Source organism: Frigoribacterium sp. CFBP 8751 (assembly GCF_014841545.1).
Lineage (GTDB): Bacteria > Actinomycetota > Actinomycetes > Actinomycetales > Microbacteriaceae > Frigoribacterium.
In genome coordinates this window covers 743,176-764,241 of sequence record NZ_JACYUB010000001.1, presented here as the reverse complement: position 1 = coordinate 764,241, position 21,066 = coordinate 743,176, and the positions used below count along the sequence as shown (strand labels likewise).

The window sequence follows — 21,066 nt, the reverse complement described above, 5'->3', positions numbered from 1 at the left end:
TCGGGGCGCGCACCCCCACCGCACCACCACTCGCAGAGAGGTCATCTCATGCCCACCACCGTCCCCGTCCTGCTCACGCCGTCCGCCGGCGCACCCTTCGAGCACTCCACCGTCGAACTGCGCGACGTCGGCCCGAACGACGTCCAGATCGACATCGCGTTCGCCGGCATCTGCCACAGCGACATCCACCAGGCCCGCGAAGAGTGGGGCAAGGCCATCTTCCCGATGGTGCCCGGCCACGAGATCGCCGGCATCGTCACCGAGGTCGGCTCCGAGGTCACCAAGCACCAGGTCGGCGACCGCGTCGGCATCGGCTGCTTCGTCGACAGCTGCCGTGAGTGCGAGAACTGCCTCGCGGGCGAGCAGCAGTTCTGCGTCAAGGGCAACGTCGCGACCTACAACGGCCGCCAGTACTCGGGCGAGCCCACCTACGGCGGCTACGCCAAGCAGATCGTCGCCGACGAGAACTACGTGCTGTCGATCCCCGAGGGCATCGCACTCGACGAGGCCGCGCCGCTGCTCTGCGCCGGCATCACGACCTACTCGCCCCTCAAGCACTGGGGTGCCGGCCCCGGCAAGAAGGTCGCCGTCGTCGGCATGGGCGGGCTCGGCCACATGGCCGTCAAGATCGCGCACGCCATGGGCGCCGAGGTCACCGTCATCAGCCAGACGCTGTCCAAGCAGGAGGACGGCCTGAAGCTCGGCGCCGACCACTACTACGCCTCGAGCGACCCCGAGACCTTCGGAAAGCTCAAGAACTCGTTCGACCTGATCATCAACACGATCTCGGCCGACATGGACATCGACGCCTACGCCCGCACCCTGCGCCTCAACGGCACCATGGTCTTCGTCGGCCTGCCCGAGAACCCGCAGTCGTTCCGCGCCGGGTCGCTGATCGGCGGCCGTCGCAGCCTCGCCGGCTCGAACATCGGCGGCATCCCCGAGACGCAAGAAATGCTGGACTTCTGCGCCGAGCACCACATCGGCGCCGAGATCGAGACGATCGGCGCCGACGAGGTCGACGAGGCCTACGAGCGCGTCGTCGCCAGCAAGGTCCGCTACCGCTTCGTGATCGACACCGCGACCATCTAGCACCCGCCGCAGGCACGAAGGCCCCCTCCCGTCACGGGAGGGGGCCTTCGTCGATGCCGAGGGCGGACGGGTACGACCACGGGCGACCCCGGGGACGGCGGGCGACCACGGCAGCCCCCCCCTCCGACGAACTCGCCCGTCAGGGGTCGGCACCAGCAGACGTCAGCCGGCTCCGCTACCCGGCGGGGGTGTTGAACCGACGAAGCCAACCGGCGAACTCGGCGAGCTCGTCGTCGGACCAGCCCTCGACGTGGTTGCGGAACACGGCGCGGTTCTCGTGCCGCACCTCGAGCATGCGGCTCTCGGCGCGCTCGGTGCTGCGCAGGGTCATGACACGACCGTCGGCCGCGTCGGGCACCACGTCGACGAACCCGGCCTCGCGCAGCAGCGTGACCTGCCTGCTGACCGCGCTCTTGTCCATCGCCATCGCCTTGACGATGTCGCCGGCGCTGCACGGCTGGTGCTTCATCACGTACCGCAGCACGTAGAAGGCCGTGGGGGGCACGTCCGGGTCGAAGCGCGACGCCGCCGCGGCGATCGTGCGTTTGGCCTCGACCATCATCGAGCCGATCTCGTCGACCACGCCGGCCATGAGGCCCTCGCGGCCGTCGTCGTCAGGACCCGGGAGGCGCGGTGCGGCCTGGTCGGGAGCCTCGGCCCCCGCAGGGCGCGGCACGTCGAGCACCGCGCCCTCGGGCTGGCCGTCAACGGTCGGCTGCGACATCTTTCTCCTCGACCAGGGACGAGAACACCGGGCTCTCGGCCAGTTCGTCGGCGGGTACCGGGTGACCCGCCACCTCGGCGGCGCCCGTCGCGATGATCGTGTCGATGGTACCGGTGGCGGTCGACGTGTGGCTGTGGTGACGGCGCTGCGCGGCGACGCCGTCCCCTCCGTCGACGGGTGAGACGGGCGCGGGCGAACCCGACAGGCCCGAGGTCGGGTCGGACGCCGTGACGGGCGTGGAGGCCGTCGCCGGGACGCTCGACACCGCGGGGGCCAGGCCGGCCGTGGCCGCGACTCCCTTGGCGGCCGGGGACGCGGCGTTCGCGTCGACCGGGGCCGCGCCTCCGTCGCTGTCGTCCGAGGCCGTGGCCGCCGACGAGTCGGCCGCCGGGCCGTCCGTCTTCGCCGCCGCACGCTGGAGACCGGTCTTGGTGCCGAGCTCGACGTTCGGGAGCAGGCAGACGAACACGATGGTGATGATCGCCAGCGGAGCCGCGATGAGGAACACGTCGGCGACGCCCTGACCGTAGGCCGATTCGATGATCGTCCGGATCGGGCCGGGCACGGTGCTGAGGTCGGGGATGCTCGTCGAGCCGCCGCTGCCGAGCGCGCTGGGGTCGACCCCGGCGTCGGTGAGGCCGTCGGTGATGTAGCCCGAGACCTTGGTGCCGAGGACGGCGCCCATGACCGAGACGCCGATCGTGCCGCCGAGGCTGCGGAAGAACGCGACGCTCGACGAGGCGGCACCGACGACGCTGACGTCGACCGAGTTCTGCACGACGAGGACGAGGTTCTGCATCACCATGCCGATGCCGAGCCCCATCATGGCCATGAAGACGGAGACGATGGCGAAGTTGGTGTCGTACTCGATGGTCGACATGAGGAAGAGACCGGCGGCGAGCAGGATCGACCCGACGATCATGTAGGGCTTCCACTTGCCGTACTTCGAGATGAGCGCACCGGCGACCATCGACGAGATCAGCAGTCCGAGCACCATCGGCAGGGTCAGGATGCCCGCCATCGTCGGCGACTGGCCGCGCGCGAGCTGCATGTACTGGCCGAGGAACACGCTGGTGCCGAACATGGCGACGCCGACGCTGAGCGAGGCGATCACGGCGAAGGTGAACGTGCGGTTCGTGAACAGGGTGAGCGGGATGATCGGCTCCTTCGAGCGGAACTCCACGACGACGGCGAGCGCGAGCAGGACGGCAGCACCGACGCCCATCAACCAGCTGGTGGTCGAGTTCCAGTCGAACTGCTTGCCGCCGAGGGACACCCAGACGAGCAGCAGCGAGACGCCACCGGCGATGAGGCCCGCGCCCCAGTAGTCGACGACGACGGCCTTCTTGGGCTTCGGGGGCAGGTGCAGGGTGCGCTGGATGACGATGAGGGCGGCGACGCCGACGGGCACGCCGACGAAGAAGTTCCAGCGCCAGCCGATCGAGTCGGTGAGCACGCCGCCGAGCAGCGGCCCGCCGATGGTGCCGACGCTCATCACGGCGCCGAGGTAGCCCATGTACCGGCCGCGCTCACGCGGGCTGATGATGTCGCTCATGACGACCTGCACCAGAGCGGTGAGGCCACCGGCACCGAGCCCCTGGAACACGCGGAAGGTGATGAGCGTCGCGGTGTTCTGCGAGAAACCCGCGGCGACGGAGGCGAGCACGAACAGGACGAGGGCGACTTGCAGCAGCACCTTGCGGTTCGTCAGGTCGCTGAACTTGCCCCACAGCGGCGTGCTGACGGTGGTGGCCAGCAGGGTCGCGGTGATGACCCAGGTGTACGAGGTCTGGCTGCCGTTCAGGTCGCTGACGATGCGCGGCAGCGAGGTCGACACGACGGTCGACGAGAGGATCGCCACGAGCATGCCCATCAACAGGCCCGACAGGGCCGTGAGGACTTCACGATGGCTCATGCCGGGCGCTTCGCCCGGCTCGTGGGGTGCCGCGGGCTTGGTGCCCGTGGCGGTCGTGGTCTGCGACAAGGTGCGCTCCGGTGGTTCGAGATGGTGAGGGACCGATCGCCGTTGGCCGTGTCCGTTGGTTGCAGAACGTCAACCATACGCTTTCGTTGACGATCCGCAACCATTTCGCTGCAGTTGCTGCAGTTTTTCTCTTTACAGCGACCTCCCGGTCGCGGGAACGCAGGAGGCGCGGTGCGAGCACTGCCCGCACCGCGCCTCCTCGGGGCCTCCGGGGTCAGCGGACCTCTTCGGGCCTCTTCTGTCGGAACATCTCGGCGGGCTCGTGCTCGCCGTTCCAGACCTGGGTGATGCCCCAGACGACGGCCATGAGCGGCACGGCGATGACGGCACCCACGACGCCGCCGAGGATCGTGCCGGCGGTCAGCGCGACCAGGATGACCAGGCCGTGCAGCTGCAGCGTGCGGCCCATGAGCACCGGCTGCAGCAGGTTGCCCTCGAGCTGGTTCACGACGACGACGACGGCCACGACGGCCAGGGCCGTGCCCGGCCCGTTGGCGACGAGTGCCACGAGGGCGGCGAGGATGCCCGCGGCGGTGGCACCGACCAGCGGGATGAACGCGGTCAGGAACACGACGACGGCCAACGGCAGCGCCAGGGGCACGCCGAGGGCGAAGAGGCCGATGCCGATGCCGACGGCGTCGACCGCGGCGACCGTCGCCGTCCCGCGCACGTAACCACCGAGGGTGGAGACCGTCTTGTCACCGATGCGACGGGCACGGGCGTAGTGCTCACCCCGGAACGGGCGCAGCAAGAACTCCCAGATCGCGGGGCCGTCCTTGAGGAAGAAGAACAGGACCACGATCATCAGCACGAGACCGGTCGCGAAGCTGCCGACCGCCGAGGCGCCGGCCAGGGCGCCCGAGCCGAACTGCGAGCTCGTGACGAAGTCGACGGCCGCGTTGCGGGCGTCCTCGATCTGCTGGTCGCTGATCGAGAAGGGCAGGGTCGTGATCCAGTCCTGCAGCTTGTTGAAGCCCGAGGTGGCCGAGTCGACCAGCGAGCTCGCCTGGTTCTCGACCGCCCAGACGATCAGCCAGGCGACGAGGCCGAGGATGATCAGCACAGCGAACAGGGCGATCAGCGTCGCCAGCACCGAAGGCACCTTGTGACGTCGCAGGAACGCCACGACGGGCAGCATGGCCGAGGCGAAGATGAGCGCGAGCAGCACCGGAAGGGTGACGAGGCTGAGGCTCAAGAACACGTAGATGACGCCGATCGCCACGATCAGCACGGCGATGATCTGCACGGCGCGCGTCGCGAGGGTGCCGAAGGCGTCGGCCCAGAGGGAGTGCCGGACGGCGGCGTCCTCTCGGGCGGTCTCGGATTCTTGGCTGCGGAAGAGTCCCACGGTGTCGTCCTCGTTTCTGGTGGTGCGGGGGTCGAGATGGTGCCGGGCGAGGCGCGGTCGAGTGCGGCCGGGTGCCGGTGGGCTGGCAGAAGCGTCGGAGGTGATCGCCCCGACTAGGACAGCAAACCCCGCCACGACGATATCGGGCCGATCGATGCCCCGCGGCTCGACGCGCGCCTAGCGTGGAGGGCATGCCGACCACCGTCCTCGTCGTGTCCGACACCCACGTCCCGCAGAAGGCGAAGGCCGTGCCGGGGGTCGTGTGGGCCGCGGTCGAAGGCGCCGACGTCGTCGTGCACGCGGGCGACTGGACCGGCGCACCGACGCTCGACGAGTTCGAGGCCCGTGCGCGCCTCCTGGTCGGGGTGTGGGGCAACAACGACGGCGACGCGTTGCGCGCCCGACTGCCCGAGGTGGCGCGCCACACGGTCGACGGCGTGCGCCTGGTCGTGGTGCACGAGACCGGAGCCAAGGAGGGGCGCGAGGCCCGCATGGACCGCGCCTTCCCCGAGACGGACCTGCTGCTCTTCGGGCACAGCCACATCCCGTGGGACACCACGACCCCGGCGGGCCTGCGCCTGCTGAACCCGGGGTCGCCCACGGACCGGCGGCGCCAGCCGCACGCCACCTACCTGACGCTGACCCTCGACGCCGGCCAGGTGCGCGACGTGGTGCTGCACGAGCTGCCGGTCGCCGCACGGGACCGCACGGGGGTGCTTCCGCACCCCCGCATGACGACCTAGCCGGCGGGCGTCTCGGCGGGGGCCGACTCGGTCGGGGTCGGCGACGGGCTGGCCGTGCCCGACTCGGTGTAGCTGTTGCCGGCCGCGGTGACGACGAAGCTGCGGAACTCCTGCACGGTGAACGGACGGCTGCCGTCGTACTTCTGGCCGTTGACCAGGACCGTCGGGGTGCCCGTCAGGGCGTCGAGGTCGCTGTTCGGCAGGGGCCCGTCGATGGCCCGTTGCGTCGACGCCGTCACCCACGAGCCGAACTCGTCGTCGTCGATGCACCTCGTGATGTCGCTCGCCTTCGTCACCCCGTCGACGCCGGTCGCGATGTCGGCGAGCTGGGAGTCGTCGAGACCGCGGGTGCCCTCTTCGGGTTGCTGCTCGAACATGGCGGTGTTGAAGTCGAAGAACGAGTTCGGCGAGTAGTTCGCCACGCAGGCCGCCGCGTTGGCCGCCCGGTTGCTGTACTTCGTGCCGAGGGACTGGTTCGTGAGGATGGCGACCGGGTGGTACTCGACCGTCGCCGCCCCCGACTCGACGAGACCGCTGATGTAGTCGTTGTTGGCCTGCTCGAACTCGCCGCAGATGGGGCAGAGGTAGTCGAGGTAGACCACGATGTCGACCGTGTCGCTCGACGCCGTGGACGCGGACGCCGTGGGCTCGTCGTCGGGGCCCAGGGCCCCCGTCTGCACGGCCTCGAAGCCCTGACCGATCTTGATGCCGTCGCTTGCCATGTTGGCGGGGCCGGGCCCGGCCGGACGGATGCTGTTCGTGATGACCAGGACGACGCCGACGACGATGGCGATCACCACGAGGGCGAGGCCGCCCTGCAGCGCCCACTTGCCCGCGCGCTGGCGCCGCTTCTGCTTCTGGCGGGCGAGCTGGGCCTTCTGGCGGGCCGCCGCGCGCCGCTGGTTCTTGGTCAACGACGAGTCGTCGGGATTCAGGTCAGTCATGGGGCTCCGGTGCGCGACGGCCTCGCATGGTCGCGTCGAGCGGGTGGTGGGGACGGTCGCCACGAGTCGTGGCCACGAAACATGGTACGAGGCGAGCCTGGCAGAAGTCCGCCAGGCGCGGGCGAGAGAGGGTGGAGAAGAGGCGCTCCCGTGGCGATCCGAGAGATTTTCATGGCATGCTGATCGGTGGTGGTCACCGCAGACCTCTGAGGTTGATCACCGTCCATTCACAACGGATCGTCCGGCACGTACCTGCCGGTGAAGGAGAAGATCATGGCGTCAGTCACGTTCAGCAAGGCAACTCGTCTCTACCCCGGCAGCACTCGCGCCGCGGTCGACGGCATCGACCTCGAGGTCGCCGACGGCGAGTTCCTCGTCCTCGTCGGCCCCTCCGGCTGCGGCAAGTCGACCACCCTGCGCATGCTCGCGGGCCTCGAAGAGGTCAACTCGGGTGACATCTACATCGGCGACCGCAACGTCACCGACGTCCCGCCGAAGGACCGCGACATCGCGATGGTCTTCCAGAACTACGCGCTCTACCCGCACATGACGGTCGCCGAGAACATGGGCTTCGCCCTGAAGATCGCCGGCGTCGGCAAAGAAGAGCGCGCCACCCGCGTCCTCGAGGCCGCCAAGCTGCTCGACCTCGAGCCCTACCTCTCGCGCAAGCCCAAGGCCCTCTCGGGTGGTCAGCGTCAGCGCGTCGCCATGGGCCGCGCGATCGTCCGTCAGCCCCAGGTGTTCCTCATGGACGAGCCGCTGTCGAACCTCGACGCCAAGCTGCGCGTGCAGACCCGCACCCAGATCGCGTCGCTGCAGCGCCGCCTGGGCGTCACCACGGTCTACGTCACGCACGACCAGACCGAGGCCCTCACCATGGGTGACCGTATCGCGGTGCTCAAGGACGGCGTCCTGCAGCAGGTCGGCACGCCGCGCGACCTGTACGAGAAGCCGCAGAACGTCTTCGTCGCCGGCTTCATCGGTTCGCCCGCCATGAACCTGCTGCCCGCCGACGTCGTCGACGGTGGCATCCAGTTCGGCACGGCCGTCACCGCGGTCGACCGCGACACCGTCGGCCAGGCCAACGGCAAGAGCGTCACCGTGGGCGTCCGTCCCGAGGACGTCGTGGTCAACACGACCGGCGAGGGCCTCGCGGTCACCGTCGACGTCGTCGAAGAGCTCGGCGCCGACGGCTACCTCTACGGTCACACCGAGGTCGACGGCAACCGCGTCGACGTCGTCGTCCGCGTCGACGGTCGCAACCACCCGAAGCTCGGCGAGACGATCTACGTCACCCCGCAGGCGCACCACGTGCACGTCTTCGACACCGAGAGCGGCGAGCGTCTCGGCGACAAGGCCGTCGTCAGCGCCTAGCACCCCGTCGGGTCGGCCCGTCGAGTCCGGTCGGAGCATCCCTCCGATCGACCCGGCGGGCCGTCCCGCGTTCCGGCCCCGCGCCTCCTGACCTCCCCCGCCGCCTCGCCTCAGGCGGCGCTCCCCCGCACGAGAGGCCCTCATGCCCGACTCCCTCAACATCACCTCGGCCACGGCCGACCCGGCGCTGCTCGACCTGCCCTGGGCCCTGCCGCTCGAGGAATGGCCCGACGAGGCCATCGCGACCCTGCCCAAGGGCATCTCGCGGCACCTGGTGCGCTTCGCGCACCTCAGCGGCTTCGTCATCGCGATCAAGGAGACGTCGGGCGAGATGGCCCGCGGCGAGTACGAGATGCTGCGCACGCTGCAGCGCATGGACATCCCGTGCGTCGATCCGCTCGCCGTCATCACCAACCGCCAGGACGCCGACGGGTCGCCGCTCAACCCGGTGCTCGTGACGCGGCACCTCAAGTTCTCGCTGCCGTACCGGGCGCTGTACTCGCAGACGTTGCGACCCGACACGGCCCGTCGCCTCGTCGACGCGCTGGCCCTGCTGCTCGTCCGGCTGCACATCATCGGCTTCTACTGGGGCGACGTGTCGCTGTCGAACACGCTGTTCCGCCGCGACGCGGGCGCGTTCGCCGCGTACCTCGTCGACGCCGAGACCGGCAAGCTCTACCCGGGCGGCCTCTCGAACGGCCAGCGCGAGAACGACCTCGAGGTCGCCCGCGTCAACATCGCCGGCGAGCTGCTCGACCTCGAGGCCGGCGGGCGCCTCGACGACAACCTCGACCCGGTCGACGTCAGCAACGGCATCGTCGCCGCGTACCGCAGCCTCTGGACCGAGCTGACCGGTGCCGAGACCTTCGACAGCTCCGAACGTTGGCGCATCAACGACCGCGTCGAGCGCCTGAACGACCTGGGCTTCGACATCGAAGAACTGGCGATCAAGACGGCCGAGGGCGGCAGCCAGGTCAAGATCCAGCCCAAGGTCGTCGACGCGGGGCACCACTCCCGCCGCCTGCTGCGACTCACCGGCCTCGACGTGGAGGAGAACCAGGCCCGTCGCCTGCTGAACGACCTCGACGCCTACCGCATGCGCACCGACCAGTCGGACTCGGACGAAGAGATGATCGCCCACGAGTGGGCCTCGCGCGTCTTCGAACCCGTCGTGCGGTCGATCCCCCGTGACCTGCGCGGACGGCTCGAACCGGCCGAGGTGTTCCACCAGCTGCTCGAGCACCGCTGGTACCAGTCGCAGGCCGAGAACCGCGACGTGCCCATCGCCGAGGCCCTCACCTCGTACATCAACGACGTGTTGCGACACCGTCGCGACGAGCAGATGGTGATCGAGCCGGCGACCGAGTCGATCACGCTGCCCGAGGCCGCCCAGCTCGAGGCCGCCCAGCTCGAGGCCGACGAGGCCGACGCCGACGAGGACTGGCGCAGCAAGGTCTGAGGACGCAGGAGGCGCGGGCCAGCACCCAGCCGACCCGCGCCTCGTCGAGACCCCGCGTCTCGCGGGTGCCCGCCTACTTCTTCTTGCGCTCGGCGCGCAGCTTCGAGATCTCGTACAGCGTGACCGAGGCCGCGATGCCAGCGTTCAGCGACTCGACGGCACCGGTGATCGGCACCGACACGATCGCGTCGCAGGTCTCGGCGACGATGCGCGACAGGCCTTTGCCCTCGCTGCCGACGACGACCACGATCGGGCGATCGGCGAGCTCGAGGCCGGGCAGCATGACGTCGCCGTCACCGTCGAGGCCCACGACGAACACGCCCTGCTCTTTGAACGACTTGAGGGTCTGCGTCAGGTTCGACGCCATCGCGACGGGGATGCGCGCGGCCGCACCGGCCGAGGTCTTCCAGGCCGATGCCGTCAGGCCGACCGAACGACGCTGCGGGACGATGACGCCCTGCCCGCCGAACGCGGCGACCGATCGGATGATCGCCCCGAGGTTGCGCGGGTCGGTGATGCCGTCGAGTGCGACGAAGAGCGGCTTCTGCTGACGCTTGACCGCGGCCTCGAGCATGTCGACGGGGTGTGCGTACTCGTACGGCGGCACCTTGAGCGCGACGCCCTGGTGCACGGAGTCGTGCCCGGTGATGCGGTCGAGCTCGGGGCGCATGACCTCGAGGATCGGCAGGCCGCGACGGGTGGCGAGCTGCAGGATCTCTTTCGTGCGCTCGTCCATCTCGATGCGGGCGGCGATGTAGAGGGTCGTCGCCGGGATGCGCGTCCGGAGGGCCTCGACGACCGAATTGCGACCGGTGACCATCTCGTGGTCGTCGGCCGACTTCGGGCGACGTCGGGGGGCATCGGGCCCGCCGCGACCGGCGATCGGCGTCCCGGCACGGGGCCCGGCTCCGCCACGACCGCGAGCCGCCTCGAGCCGGTCGCGCGCCGCCTTGGCCTTGCCCGCGGGGTGGTACGGGCGGTCCTCGGCCGCCGGAGTGGGCTTCTTGCCCTCGAGCGCCTGGCGCCCCTGTCCGCCGCTGCCGACCTGCTTGCCCTTGCTGCCCTGACGCACGGCACTGCTGCCGGGACGGCCCTTGCGTGCTCCGCTGGTGTTCTTCACTGTTCGAGGCTCCAATGCGACCCGCTGGGGGTGTCTTCGATGGTGATGCCGGCGCCCGTCAGGACGCCTCTGATCTCGTCGGCCCGCGAGAAGTCGCGATCGGCCCGGGCTTGCTGGCGTTCGGCCAAGAGTACGTCGACGAGCGCGCCGAGCGCACGGTGCGCGTCGACCTCGTCACCGGCACGCCACTCGGGCGCGGTCGGGTCGATGCCGAGCACGGCCACCATGGCGGCCACGTGCTGCCAGGAGCGCGCGGCGGTGTCGAGGTCGCCGTCGTCGAGGGCCACGTTGCCGGCCCGCACCGTGTCGTGCAGCACGGCCACGGCCTGGGGGACGTTGAGGTCGTCGTCCATCGCCTCGCCGAACTCGTCGGGCACGACGCGGGCACCGACCCCGGCGAAGCGCGTGTCGGCGAGACGGCGCTGAGCCCGCTCGAGGAACGTCTCGACGCGGTCGAGGGCTGCCTCGGCCTCGAGCAGGGCGCCCTCGTGGTAGTCGATGGTGGACCGGTAGTGCGCGGCGCTGAAGAAGTAGCGGACGACCACGGGCCGGGCCTGCGCCAGGAAGTCGGCGGCGAAGATCGAGTTGCCGAGGGACTTCGACATCTTCTGGCCCTCGACGGCGACGAGGCCGTTGTGCATCCAGTACGAGGCGAAGCCCATGCCGGCCGCGGTCGACTGCGCCAGCTCGTTCTCGTGGTGAGGGAACCGGAGGTCGAGCCCGCCGCCGTGGATGTCGAACGCCTCGCCGAGGTAGCGGGCCGACATCGCCGAGCACTCGATGTGCCAGCCGGGTCTTCCCTCGCCCCAGGGCGAGGCCCACGAGGCGGACTCGGGCTCGTCGGCCTTGTGGCCCTTCCACAGCGCGAAGTCGCGGGAGTCGCGCTTGCCCCGCGGGTCGGCGTCGGCCGCGGGTGCCATGTCGTCGATCGACTGGTTGGTCAGGGCACCGTAGGTCGGCCAGGCGGCGGTGTCGAAGTAGACGTCGCCCGAGCCGTCGGGGGCGACGTAGGCGTGCCCCTTCTCGAGCAGCGTCGTGACGATCTGCTGCATCTCGCTGACGCTGGCGGTCGCCCGGGGCTCGTAGGTCGGCGGCAGGATGCCGAGCGCCTGGTAGCCGGCGGTGAACTCGAGTTCGTAGCGGTAGGCGCGCGCCCACCACTCTTCGGTCGTGTCGGCGGCCAACGCGAGGATCTTGTCGTCGATGTCGGTGACGTTGCGCACGAGGGTGACGTCGAGGCCACGGTAGGTGAACCAGCGCCGCCAGAGGTCGTAGACCAGAGCCGAGCGCAGGTGCCCGATGTGGGGCGACGACTGGACGGTGGGTCCGCAGACGTACAGCCCCACCTGGCCGGGCACGAGCGGGACGAAGTCGACGAGCGTCTGCTGACGGGAGTCGTAGAGCCTGATGGTCACGTGATCAGCCTATTTGACACGGCTTCTGCCGCGTCGCCGGTGGACGACCCCTCGCGCGTGACGAGCGCCGTCGCGATCACGGCCACGCCCTCGCCGCGGCCGGTGAAGCCGAGCCCGTCGGTCGTCGTGGCCGACACGCTGACCGGGGCACCCACCACGCGGGTCAGCCCGTCCTGCATCTCGACGCGACGGGACGACAGCCGGGGGCGGTTGCCGATCACCTGGACGGCGACGTTGACCGGTGCGGCCCCCGCCGCCGCGAGCAGCTCGAGGGTGGCCGTGAGGAAGACGTCGCCGGACGCCCCGGCGAACCGGGGGTCGTCGGTGCCGAAGCTCGACCCGATGTCGCCGAGACCCGCGGCCGAGAGCAGGGCGTCGACGATCGCGTGGGCGACCGCGTCGCCGTCGCTGTGGCCCGCGAGGCCCGCCTCGCCCGGGAAGTGCAGCAGCCCGAGGTGCATCGGCTGGGCCGCGTCGAACGCGTGGACGTCGGTGCCGACCCCGGTCAGGAGGCGCGGGCCGGGTCGATCGGTCGTCTCGCGCCCCGGCCCGCTCGCGTCGCTCTCGGCGACGATCGTCTCGGCCCGACGGAGGTCCCACGGGGTGGTGATCTTGAAGGCCACCGGGTCGCCCGCCACGATGCGGACGCGGTGGCCGGCGGCGGCGAAGAGCGCCGCGTCGTCCGTGTGCTCGACGGACGCCGCCGCGTAGGCGTCGTCGAGGGCGCCTCGGGGGAAACCCTGCGGCGTCTGCATGGCGACGAGTTCGCTGCGGTCGACGGTGTCGACGACGAAGGCGGCGTCACCGTCGACGCGTTTGATCGTGTCGGTGACCGGCAGGCCCGGCACGACGCCGTCGCCGGTCGCCTCGACGGTCGTGGCGACCAGGTCGAACTGGGCGGTGGGGGTGAACGGCCGGGCGCAGTCGTGGACCAGCACCGTCTCGACGTCGGGTCCCAGGGCCGTCAGACCGGCCGCGACGGACTGCTGTCGCGTGACACCGCCCACGACGACGGAGGCGTAGCCGCGGGCCGGGCCGGCGACGGCGTCGACGAGGGCGCGGGACTCGGCGACGAGAGCCTCGGGCACGACGACGACGACCTGCGTCGGGACGACCGACGCGAAGACGGCGTCGAGAGAGCGTTCGAGGATGCTGCGTCCGGCCACCTCGACGAAGGCCTTGGGCCTGCCGAGGGCGAGGCGCGTGCCACTGCCGGCCGCAACGACGACGACCGCCCGACCGACTCCGGACGGGGTGTGGACCCCACCGTCGTCGACCGAGCGGTCGTCGGGAGTGCTAGGACGCAAGGACCTCGTCGAGGACGCTCGACGCCTTCTCTTCGTCGGTCTTCTCGGCGAGCGCGAGCTCGCTGATCAGGATCTGACGAGCCTTGGCGAGCATGCGCTTCTCGCCGGCCGAGAGGCCACGGTCCTGATCGCGACGCCAGAGGTCGCGGACGACCTCGGACACCTTGATGACGTCACCGCTGGCGAGCTTCTCGAGGTTCGCCTTGTAGCGGCGCGACCAGTTGGTCGGCTCTTCGGTGAAGGGGGCGCGGAGCACGTCGAAGACGCGGTCCAGACCTTCTTTGCCGATGACGTCTCGCACGCCGACCAGGTCGACGTTGTCTGCGGGTACTTCGATGGTCAGATCACCCTGGGTGACGCGAAGCTTGAGGTACAGCTTCTCTTCGCCCTTGATGATCCGCTTCTTGACTTCTGAAATTGTCGCTGCCCCGTGATGCGGGTATACGACGGTCTCGCCGACCTCGAACTGCATGAATCAGGCTCCATTCTGCGACACCCAGGATACCATAAGCAGTCGTTGGTAAGGCTGCCCTAAGGAACCGACCCCCGTGGGCGCGGATAAGCTGGACCACGTACGTTTGTCGTGACGCTGATCCTGGAGGACACCTGTGCGAGCCCCAACCCTGAAGTCGCGCGGCTTGACGACGCGGCTCGTCTCGGCCGCCGCCGTCGGTGCCGTGGTCGTCCTGACCGCCGCCGGGTGCAACTTCATCAGCCCGCAGGCCACCACCAAGCAGTACGACGCGAGCGACGGCACGAGCGTCAACGTCGGCGACATCCAGGTGCGCAACGCGATCGCCCTCACCGCCAGCGAGGGCGACGGCGGCACCGCCAGCCTCAGCATGGTCGTGCTCAACACGAGCGACGAGGCCGCCGAGGTCTCGTTCGAGTACCCCACGACCTCGGGCAAGAAGACCCAGACCGTCGAGGTCGACGGCTCGTCGCAGGTCTCGCTCGGCACCGAGCCCGGTCAGGACCAGTTCCTCATGGAGTCCCTCGACTCCGACCCGGGTGCCCTCGTGACGATCTTCGTCCAGTACGGCACCGAGACCGGCAAGTCGTTCGTCGTGCCCGTGCTCACCGGTGCACTGGGCGAGTACGCCACCCTGCTGCCGTCGCCCACGCCGTCCCGCGACGCCGCGCCGTCGTCGACGCCCCTGCCCGAGGCGACCGAGCAGGCGCCGTCCTCGTCGCCGACGCCGTAGCGTCCCTCCCCCGTCAGCCGAGAGGCCCGGCCCGCCGTGTGCGGTGCCGGGCCTCTCGCGTCCGACGCGCACCGCGCCTCCTGGGCTCTCGACGTGGTCGGAGCGGGCCGTCGGCCCGTGCCCCGGGGTCAGGCCTCGATGCGGTAGCCGAGGCCGCGCACGGTGACGAGTGCCTTCGGCTCGGACGGTACGGCCTCGATCTTCGAGCGGATGCGCTTGATGTGCACGTCGAGGGTCTTCGTGTCGCCGAAGTAGTCCGACCCCCAGACCCGGTCGATCAACTGACCACGCGTGAGCACGCGCCCGGCGTTGCGCATGAGCAGTTCGAGCAGCTCGAACTCCTTGAGGGGCATGGCGACGTCGTCGCCGCGGACCGTCACGACGTGACGCTCGACGTCCATGCGGATGTCGCCTGCCTCGAGCATCGAGTCGGACAGGTCGTCGGGGTCGACGCGGCGGCGCAGCACGGCCCGGATGCGGGCGAGCAGCTCTCGGGTCGAGTACGGCTTCGTGACGTAGTCGTCGGCACCCAGCTCGAGGCCGACCACGATGTCCACCTCGCTGTCCTTGGCGGTGAGCATGACGATCGGCACCTGGGACTTGGTGCGGATCACGCGGCAGACCTCGGTGCCCGGGATGCCGGGGAGCATGAGGTCGAGCAGCACGAGGTCTGCTCCGGTCTTGTCGAACGCGGTGACGGCGGCGGGGCCGTCCTCGGCGACGCTCACCTGGTAGCCCTCGCGCTGCAGGATGTAGGCGAGGGGCTCGCTGAGGGACTCTTCGTCCTCGACGATCAAGATGTGGGTCATCGGGTCTCCATGGTCATCGTGTCTCCTGGTGCTCTGATGCCGAGGCGGCGGTGGTGGGGATCGAGCGGGTGACGGGGTCGACATCCGCGGCCGGGAGGCGCAGGGTGAAGGTCGAGCCCTTGCCGACCTGCGACCAGACCCGCACGTCACCGCCGTGGTTCTGCACCACGTGCTTGACGATGGCGAGCCCGAGACCCGTGCCGCCGGTCCGTCGAGACCGGGCCGGGTCGACCCGGTAGAACCGCTCGAAGACCCGGTCGAGCTCGTCGTCGGGGATGCCGTAGCCCTGGTCGGTCACGGAGACCTCGACGACCCCGCCCGTGTCGACCGTGGCCCCGATGCCGACCCGCGACCCGTCGGGCGAGTAGTTGATGGCGTTCGCGACGAGGTTGTCGACGGCCGTGACGAGCATCGCCTGGTCGCCGATCACGTGCGCGTGCTTGCCGCCCCGGACGACGAGGTCGATGCCCCGCGCCTCGGCACCCACGCGGTTGCGGTCGACGGCGGTGTCGACCACGGTGCGGACGTCGACCGAGTCGCTGGTCTCGAGGGCGTCGGTCGCCTGAAGACGCGACAACTCGATGATGTCCTGGGTGAGGCGACCGAGCCGGCCGGCCTCACGGGTCAGGCGGGCCGCGAAGTGACGCACCTGCTCGGGATCGGCCGACGCGGACTCGAGCGCCTCGGCGAGCAGGCCGACGGCGCCGATGGGCGTCTTGAGTTCGTGGCTGATGTTGGCGACGAAGTCACGGCGCATGTCGTCGAGCCGACGCCCCTCGGTGCGGTCCTCGGCGAGCACCAGCACGAATCGCCCACCGAGTGCCGCGGCCCGCACGTGCACGGCGATGGTGGCCTCGCTGCCGGGCAGGCGCGGCAGCGTGAGTTCTTCGACCACGGGGTCGCCGTGCCGTCGCACCGCGTCGACGATCGTCTCGACCTCGGGGTGGACGAGGTGCTGCTGGGCCGAGACCAGTCCGAGCTGGCGCGCCGCGGCCGAGGCCTTGAGCACGTTGCCCGACGGGTCGACCACGAGGCCCGCCGACTCGAGCGCGTCGAGCACGGCGTCGATGCCGTCGGGCAGGGCGACGTCGACGAGTGCCGCGGCGCGAACGGCTCGTCGGTGGGCCGAGACGACGACCACCACGATCGCGGCGCCGACGACGACCCCGAAGGCCAGCGACAACGGCACCAGCCAGGCGGATTCCATGTCGTTCACAGTAGTGACCCCCCGGTGGGTGCATGAACGGGAGGTCGTCCCATCCGCTGTACTTTGGTCAGAGTTCAGGCGGTGATCACCGGTCGTTAACCTTCACCGGAGAGCATCGTCGGGACTGTGCGGGCGACTCTGCCCCCACGTCACGAGCCGAGCGTGCGTCCCGCACGTCGCTCACAGCCACCGTGCTCCCAGGGCCACCGAGCCCCCACGACGAGAGGGTCGAACACGACATGCGCGAGGTATTCCAGCAGGAACTCCTGGAGGTGCAGGAGCGTCTCGTCGAGATCGCCGGCCTCGTCGCCGTCTCGATCGCGAACGCGACCACGGCCTTCAACGAGTCGAACGTCTCGTTGGCCGAACAGGTCATCGCCGACGACGACAAGATCGACGAGCGCGCCATCGCCCTCGACGAGCTGGCCATCGACATCCTGGCCCGCCAGAACCCGGTCGCCCGCGACCTCCGCATCGTGGTCAGTGCGCTGCGCATCAGCGCCTCGCTCGAGCGCATGGGCGACATGGCCGAGCACATCGCCCAGCTCGCCCGCTACCGGTTCCCCGAGAAGGTCGTGCCGAAGTCGTTGCGCCCGACCTTCAAAGAGCTCGGCGAGCTCGACGTCGCCATCGCGAACAAGCTCACCGAACTGCTCACGACCGAGGACGTCCGCCTGGCGGAAGAGATCCGCAACGACGACGACCGCATCGACGAGCTGCACCTCAGCGTCTTCGACAAGGTGCTCGGCGAGACCTGGAAGGGCGCGGCCGTCGACACGGTCGACTCCACCCTCGCGTCGCGCTACCACGAGCGCTTCGCCGACCACGCGGTCTCGATCGCCAAGAAGGTCCAGTACCTCGCGACCGGCGACTGGGTCGCACCCGAGGTCTGATCGACGGCCGACCTGCAGGAGGCGCGGTGCCCGTTCGACGGGCACCGCGCCTCCTGCGTTCGGTCGGCCCTGCGCCGTCCGCGAGGATGGAGGCATGGCTTCAGTCGCGATCCTCGTCAACGGTCTGCCCGGATCGGGCAAGACCACCCTCTCGGCCACGCTCGCGGGGGTGCTCGGGTGCCCGCTGCTCGCGAAGGACCCGATCACGGAGGCGCTGGTCGACCTCGCGGGGCCCATGATCGCCCCCGAGGCCCTCGGCGGCATCGCGATGGACACCGTCTGGGCGATGGCGGGCGAGGTCGAGGCGGGCGTGGTGGTCGACGCGTCGTGGCAGCGGGAGCGCGACCTCGAGTCCGCCCGGGCCGGCGTCGAGCGCGCCGGGTCGCCGCGCACCGTCGAGGTGTGGTGCGACGTCGACCCCGAGGTGGCCCTGCAGCGCGTGGTCGACCGGCTCGCGGCCGGCGGCCGCCACCCGGCGCACGGCACCGTCGAATCGGCCCGTGCCGCCTGGCCGACCCGCGTGGCCGGTGCCGAGCCCCTCGGACTGTGGCCGGTCATCCGCGTCGACACGAGTGCGCCCGTCGACATGGACGACCTGGTCGTGCAGATCAGCGCCCGGTTCGTCTGACGACCGCCCCGAACCTTGGGGTGCCGGGGCGCCGGACGCCGAAGCGCCCCACGCCCCCGAGGACGGGGCGCGGGGCGCGGGACCTTCGGGAGGCGCTATTTCTTGCCCTGGTTCGCGACCGCGGCGGCACCGGCGGCGGCGGCCTCGGGGTCGAGGTAGCGAGCCGGGCCGGTCGGTACGAAGTCGTCGTCGAGCTCATAGACGAGCGGGATGCCCGTGGGGATGTTCAGCTCGGCGATCTCGTCGTCGCTGATGCCGTCGAGGTGCTTGACCAGCGCACGCAGCGAGTTGCCGTGGGCGACGACGAGGGTGACGTCGCCGGCGGCCAGGCTCTCGGTGATGTCGCTGTGCCAGTAGGGCAGCATGCGCTCGATGACGAGGGCGAGCGACTCGGTGCGCGGGGCGTCGATGCCGAGTTCGGCGTAGCGCTTGTCGTGCGCCTGCGAGAACTCGCTGTCGTCGTCGAGCGGGGGCGGCGGCACGTCGAACGAGCGACGCCAGGTCTGGAACTGCTCGGGGCCGTACTGCTCGAGCGTCTGCGCCTTGTCCTTGCCCTGGAGCGCACCGTAGTGGCGCTCGTTGAGACGCCACGAGCGCTTCACGTCGATCCAGAGGCGGTCGGCCTCTTCGAGGGCGATGTCGGCGGTCTGGATCGCCCGGGTCAGGCGCGACGTGTAGAGGATGTCGGGCAGCAGGTCGGCCTCGCGCAGCAGCTCGCCGGCACGCTTGGCCTCTCGGCGCCCCTGCTCGGTGAGCCGCACGTCGACCCATCCGGTGAAGAGGTTCTTCGCGTTCCATTCGCTGTTGCCGTGACGCAGGAGGATGAGGGTCGAAGTCATGCCGCCAGCGTATCGCGACGGCCCGATGGCAGACTTGGCGCATGCCCATCGGTTCCGTCACGCGCGGCACGACCGGCACCAACCGCCTGCGTCGCGTCGATCGCTGGATCGCCGCGCACCCGTCGTTCCGGCGGGCGGACGACCCGCTCGTCGTGGACCTGGGGTACGGGGCGAGCGCGACGACTCCCCTCGAACTGCACCAGCGCCTCCTGAAGGTGCGCGACGACGTCGAGGTCGTGGGCATCGAGATCGAGCCCGAACGCGTACGACTCGCCGGCCTGTCGGCGCGGCCCGGTGTGAGCTTCCGGCGGGGCGGCTTCGAGGTGCCGCTCGACGGCGACCGGCGGCCCGCGGTGATCCGTGCGTTCAACGTGCTGCGGCAGTACGACGAGTCGCAGGTCGCCGATGCCTGGGCGCTCATGACGGCTCGGCTGCAGCCCGGCGGCGTCCTCGTCGAGGGCACCTGCAACGAGGTGGGGCGCGTGGCGAGCTGGATCGACGTGACGCCCGCGGGGCCCACGACCTTCACGATCTCGCTGCGGCTCGCCGGGCTCGAGCTGCCCTCGATCGTGGCCGAACGGCTGCCCAAGGCGTTGATCCACCGCAACGTCCGGGGCGAGCGCGTCCACGACCTGCTCGTCGACCTCGACCGGCAGTGGGCGGTGGCGGCACCGCTCTCGGTCTACGGGCCGGTGCAGCGGTGGCTCGCGACGGTGCAGGGGCTGCGCGACGCGGGCTGGCCGGTGCAGGGCGGACGGTCGCGGTGGCGGCTCGGCGAGCTCTCGCTGCCCTGGGCCGCGGTCGCGCCACGGGACTGACCCTGGGCGGGTCTCCTCAGACGCGGGCGAGCCGGGCGCGGGCCTCGTCGTGGTCCAGGCCCGTGGCCATGAGCAGGTCGACGAGCAGCGGGCGCAGCATCAGCACGACCATCGCCTCGGTCACGGGCGCTCCGGGCAGCACCGCCGTCGGGTCGAGTCGTCGGGCGACGGCCGACAGGGCCTCGCGGGCGACGGGACGCTGCTCGACGTCGTGCACCGACCGGCCGAGCACGGCGACCGCGCGCGAGGTCGACTCGAGCAGGTCGGCCAGGGCCGACCGGTCGACACCGTCGCCGAGTTGCGTGTCGAGCCGCCGTGCGACCACCCGCAGGTTGCGCACGGCGAGGTCGACGTAGCGCCGCACCGTCGCCTGCTGCCGCAGGTCGGGCAGCCGAGAACGCAGGAACGGCGACAGCCGGGCGATGGACTCGGCCGACTCGAGGGTGGACGACCAGTCGTCGAGGACGGGCTGCGTCGACCGCAGCCGCTCGAGGGCGTCGTCGGCCCGTGGGGCGTCGTCGGTGCGGAGGGCGCCGACGAGCGCCGCGAAGGCCCGATCGACCTCGTCGAACAGGCGCCGGGCGTCGTGGCGGGCCAGGCCGACGGGGTCGCGGGGCACGATCGCCGTGACGAGCAACGCCACCGCTCCGCCGACGGCGCCGTCGATGCTGCGGACGAACGCACCTCCGTCGGGGTCGGGCAGCAGCATGACGAGCATCGACTGGGTCGCGGCGGCCGCGGCGAAGGCGCTGCTCGACGAGAAGAACCGCGCGACCAGCAGCGTCACGAACAACACGAGGGCGATCTGCCACAGCCCCTTGCCCACCACCATGAGCAGGACCTCGCTGAGCGCGATGCCGATCAGCACGCCGACGGCGTTCTCGAGCACCCGTCGCGGGCGGGCGTCGCGGGCCAGACCGAGCGACGAGATCGTGACGGTCACCGCCAGCAGGGGGATCGCGTGCCCCAGTCCGTAGTGCGTGATCGCGTAGGCCCCGGCCACGGCGAGCACGATCTGGACGATCGCCGGGCCGGACGCGATCGTGCGCGCCGTCGCGTCGCGCACGTCGAAGGACGAGGAGGCGCGGTGCCAGCCGCGTCGCAGACCGCCGCCGCGCGTCGGCCCGGTCACGACCGGGCCCGGCTGCACTGCCTCA

Annotated in this window: 20 protein-coding genes; 8 read left to right on the top strand and 12 right to left on the bottom strand. The window is 70.6% G+C overall.

Translation table 11 applies throughout. The annotated features are described in order from the left end of the window. Positions 1-48: 48 nt before the first annotated feature. Positions 49-1,092, top strand: coding sequence for an NAD(P)-dependent alcohol dehydrogenase (locus IFT88_RS03700; RefSeq protein WP_192118933.1), 1,044 nt, complete (start codon positions 49-51; stop codon positions 1,090-1,092). Positions 1,093-1,267: 175 nt separating this feature from the next. On the opposite strand, the gene IFT88_RS03695 is transcribed toward IFT88_RS03700, so the two are convergent. The 3 genes from IFT88_RS03695 to IFT88_RS03685 all read right to left on the bottom strand — a co-directional run bounded on the left by IFT88_RS03695 (position 1,268) and on the right by IFT88_RS03685 (position 5,148). After that, positions 1,268-1,816, bottom strand: a complete 549-nt coding sequence (locus tag IFT88_RS03695; RefSeq protein ID WP_052505442.1) for a MarR family winged helix-turn-helix transcriptional regulator — start codon at positions 1,814-1,816, stop codon at positions 1,268-1,270. Next, positions 1,797-3,731 carry a DHA2 family efflux MFS transporter permease subunit gene (locus IFT88_RS03690; protein ID WP_192118931.1) on the bottom strand — a complete coding sequence of 645 codons (1,935 nt, stop codon included), beginning with the start codon at positions 3,729-3,731 and terminating at the stop codon, positions 1,797-1,799. The genes IFT88_RS03695 and IFT88_RS03690 overlap by 20 nt, the downstream gene beginning before the upstream one ends. A 283-nt stretch (positions 3,732-4,014) precedes the next feature. After that, on the bottom strand, positions 4,015-5,148 hold the full coding sequence (locus IFT88_RS03685; RefSeq protein ID WP_192118929.1) for an AI-2E family transporter: 1,134 nt from the start codon (positions 5,146-5,148) through the stop codon (positions 4,015-4,017). A 191-nt stretch (positions 5,149-5,339) separates the two neighbouring features. On the opposite strand from IFT88_RS03685, the gene IFT88_RS03680 reads away from it, so the two are divergent. Beyond that, the gene (locus tag IFT88_RS03680; protein ID WP_192118927.1) at positions 5,340-5,891 is read left to right on the top strand and encodes a metallophosphoesterase family protein; all 552 of its coding nucleotides are present in this window, start codon (positions 5,340-5,342) and stop codon (positions 5,889-5,891) included. Here the strand turns inward: IFT88_RS03680 and IFT88_RS03675 are convergent. Further along, positions 5,888-6,835 (bottom strand): DsbA family protein, encoded by a 948-nt coding sequence (locus IFT88_RS03675; protein WP_043597205.1) that lies wholly within the window; start codon positions 6,833-6,835, stop codon positions 5,888-5,890. The two genes, IFT88_RS03680 and IFT88_RS03675, sit on opposite strands and share 4 nt — an antisense overlap. Positions 6,836-7,108: 273 nt before the next feature. Here IFT88_RS03675 and IFT88_RS03670 point away from each other — a divergent pair, with 273 nt between their 5' ends. Beyond that, positions 7,109-8,209 (top strand): ABC transporter ATP-binding protein, encoded by a 1,101-nt coding sequence (locus IFT88_RS03670; RefSeq protein WP_043597318.1) that lies wholly within the window; start codon positions 7,109-7,111, stop codon positions 8,207-8,209. A 142-nt stretch (positions 8,210-8,351) separates the two neighbouring features. Next, on the top strand, positions 8,352-9,668 hold the full coding sequence (locus IFT88_RS03665) for a DUF4032 domain-containing protein (protein WP_192118925.1): 1,317 nt from the start codon (positions 8,352-8,354) through the stop codon (positions 9,666-9,668). A 73-nt stretch (positions 9,669-9,741) separates the two neighbouring features. Here the strand turns inward: IFT88_RS03665 and rlmB are convergent, their stop codons facing one another. The 4 genes from rlmB to IFT88_RS03645 are packed head-to-tail and all read right to left on the bottom strand — an operon-like array spanning position 9,742 to position 13,982. Next, complete coding sequence (gene rlmB, locus IFT88_RS03660) at positions 9,742-10,788, bottom strand: 23S rRNA (guanosine(2251)-2'-O)-methyltransferase RlmB (protein ID WP_137846744.1); 1,047 nt, start codon at positions 10,786-10,788, stop codon at positions 9,742-9,744. Further along, positions 10,785-12,203, bottom strand: a complete 1,419-nt coding sequence (gene cysS, locus IFT88_RS03655) for a cysteine--tRNA ligase (protein WP_137846745.1) — start codon at positions 12,201-12,203, stop codon at positions 10,785-10,787. Before cysS ends, rlmB begins: the two co-directional genes overlap by 4 nt. Continuing rightward, a complete protein-coding gene (gene ispD / locus IFT88_RS03650) occupies positions 12,200-13,510 on the bottom strand; it encodes a 2-C-methyl-D-erythritol 4-phosphate cytidylyltransferase (protein WP_192118923.1) in 1,311 nt (436 codons plus the stop codon). Before ispD ends, cysS begins: the two co-directional genes overlap by 4 nt. Next, positions 13,500-13,982: a CarD family transcriptional regulator gene (locus IFT88_RS03645; protein WP_043597211.1), complete on the bottom strand. Its 483-nt coding sequence runs from the start codon at positions 13,980-13,982 to the stop codon at positions 13,500-13,502. The genes ispD and IFT88_RS03645 overlap by 11 nt, the downstream gene beginning before the upstream one ends. Positions 13,983-14,118: 136 nt before the next feature. On the opposite strand from IFT88_RS03645, the gene IFT88_RS03640 reads away from it, so the two are divergent. Then, positions 14,119-14,715 carry a hypothetical protein gene (locus IFT88_RS03640; protein WP_192118921.1) on the top strand — a complete coding sequence of 199 codons (597 nt, stop codon included), beginning with the start codon at positions 14,119-14,121 and terminating at the stop codon, positions 14,713-14,715. 128 nt (positions 14,716-14,843) lie between these two features. Here the strand turns inward: IFT88_RS03640 and IFT88_RS03635 are convergent, their stop codons facing one another. Further along, positions 14,844-15,524, bottom strand: a complete 681-nt coding sequence (locus tag IFT88_RS03635; protein WP_043597216.1) for a response regulator transcription factor — start codon at positions 15,522-15,524, stop codon at positions 14,844-14,846. 13 nt (positions 15,525-15,537) lie between these two features. Further along, a complete protein-coding gene (locus tag IFT88_RS03630; protein ID WP_056229599.1) occupies positions 15,538-16,731 on the bottom strand; it encodes a sensor histidine kinase in 1,194 nt (397 codons plus the stop codon). A 239-nt stretch (positions 16,732-16,970) separates the two neighbouring features. Between IFT88_RS03630 and phoU the strand changes: the two genes are divergently transcribed. Beyond that, positions 16,971-17,624, top strand: coding sequence for a phosphate signaling complex protein PhoU (gene phoU, locus IFT88_RS03625; protein WP_043597221.1), 654 nt, complete (start codon positions 16,971-16,973; stop codon positions 17,622-17,624). A gap of 94 nt (positions 17,625-17,718) precedes the next feature. Continuing rightward, on the top strand, positions 17,719-18,252 hold the full coding sequence (locus IFT88_RS03620; protein ID WP_052505444.1) for an AAA family ATPase: 534 nt from the start codon (positions 17,719-17,721) through the stop codon (positions 18,250-18,252). 95 nt (positions 18,253-18,347) lie between these two features. Here the strand turns inward: IFT88_RS03620 and IFT88_RS03615 are convergent, their stop codons facing one another. Beyond that, the gene (locus IFT88_RS03615) at positions 18,348-19,091 is read right to left on the bottom strand and encodes a phosphoglyceromutase (protein WP_043597224.1); all 744 of its coding nucleotides are present in this window, start codon (positions 19,089-19,091) and stop codon (positions 18,348-18,350) included. 41 nt (positions 19,092-19,132) lie between these two features. Here IFT88_RS03615 and IFT88_RS03610 point away from each other — a divergent pair, with 41 nt between their 5' ends. Further along, a complete protein-coding gene (locus IFT88_RS03610; RefSeq protein ID WP_043597225.1) occupies positions 19,133-19,909 on the top strand; it encodes a methylase in 777 nt (258 codons plus the stop codon). Positions 19,910-19,925: 16 nt separating this feature from the next. Here IFT88_RS03610 and IFT88_RS03605 read toward each other — a convergent pair whose 3' ends face one another. Continuing rightward, positions 19,926-21,041, bottom strand: a complete 1,116-nt coding sequence (locus tag IFT88_RS03605; RefSeq protein WP_192118919.1) for an FUSC family protein — start codon at positions 21,039-21,041, stop codon at positions 19,926-19,928. Positions 21,042-21,066: the final 25 nt, after the last annotated feature.

Excerpts from the sequence above, each read along its gene's own strand:
- IFT88_RS03645 (WP_043597211.1), bottom strand. The coding sequence starts at position 13,982 with ATGCAGTTCGAGGTCGGCGAGACCGTCGTATACCCGCATCACGGGGCA.
- IFT88_RS03695 (WP_052505442.1), bottom strand. The coding sequence starts at position 1,816 with ATGTCGCAGCCGACCGTTGACGGCCAGCCCGAGGGCGCGGTGCTCGAC.
- IFT88_RS03690 (WP_192118931.1), bottom strand. The coding sequence starts at position 3,731 with ATGAGCCATCGTGAAGTCCTCACGGCCCTGTCGGGCCTGTTGATGGGC.
- IFT88_RS03610 (WP_043597225.1), top strand. The coding sequence starts at position 19,133 with ATGCCCATCGGTTCCGTCACGCGCGGCACGACCGGCACCAACCGCCTG.
- IFT88_RS03700 (WP_192118933.1), top strand. The coding sequence starts at position 49 with ATGCCCACCACCGTCCCCGTCCTGCTCACGCCGTCCGCCGGCGCACCC.
- IFT88_RS03680 (WP_192118927.1), top strand. The coding sequence starts at position 5,340 with ATGCCGACCACCGTCCTCGTCGTGTCCGACACCCACGTCCCGCAGAAG.
- IFT88_RS03615 (WP_043597224.1), bottom strand. The coding sequence starts at position 19,091 with ATGACTTCGACCCTCATCCTCCTGCGTCACGGCAACAGCGAATGGAAC.
- phoU (WP_043597221.1), top strand. The coding sequence starts at position 16,971 with ATGCGCGAGGTATTCCAGCAGGAACTCCTGGAGGTGCAGGAGCGTCTC.
- IFT88_RS03675 (WP_043597205.1), bottom strand. The coding sequence starts at position 6,835 with ATGACTGACCTGAATCCCGACGACTCGTCGTTGACCAAGAACCAGCGG.
- IFT88_RS03630 (WP_056229599.1), bottom strand. The coding sequence starts at position 16,731 with ATGGAATCCGCCTGGCTGGTGCCGTTGTCGCTGGCCTTCGGGGTCGTC.
- IFT88_RS03620 (WP_052505444.1), top strand. The coding sequence starts at position 17,719 with ATGGCTTCAGTCGCGATCCTCGTCAACGGTCTGCCCGGATCGGGCAAG.
- IFT88_RS03670 (WP_043597318.1), top strand. The coding sequence starts at position 7,109 with ATGGCGTCAGTCACGTTCAGCAAGGCAACTCGTCTCTACCCCGGCAGC.
- IFT88_RS03635 (WP_043597216.1), bottom strand. The coding sequence starts at position 15,524 with ATGACCCACATCTTGATCGTCGAGGACGAAGAGTCCCTCAGCGAGCCC.
- IFT88_RS03665 (WP_192118925.1), top strand. The coding sequence starts at position 8,352 with ATGCCCGACTCCCTCAACATCACCTCGGCCACGGCCGACCCGGCGCTG.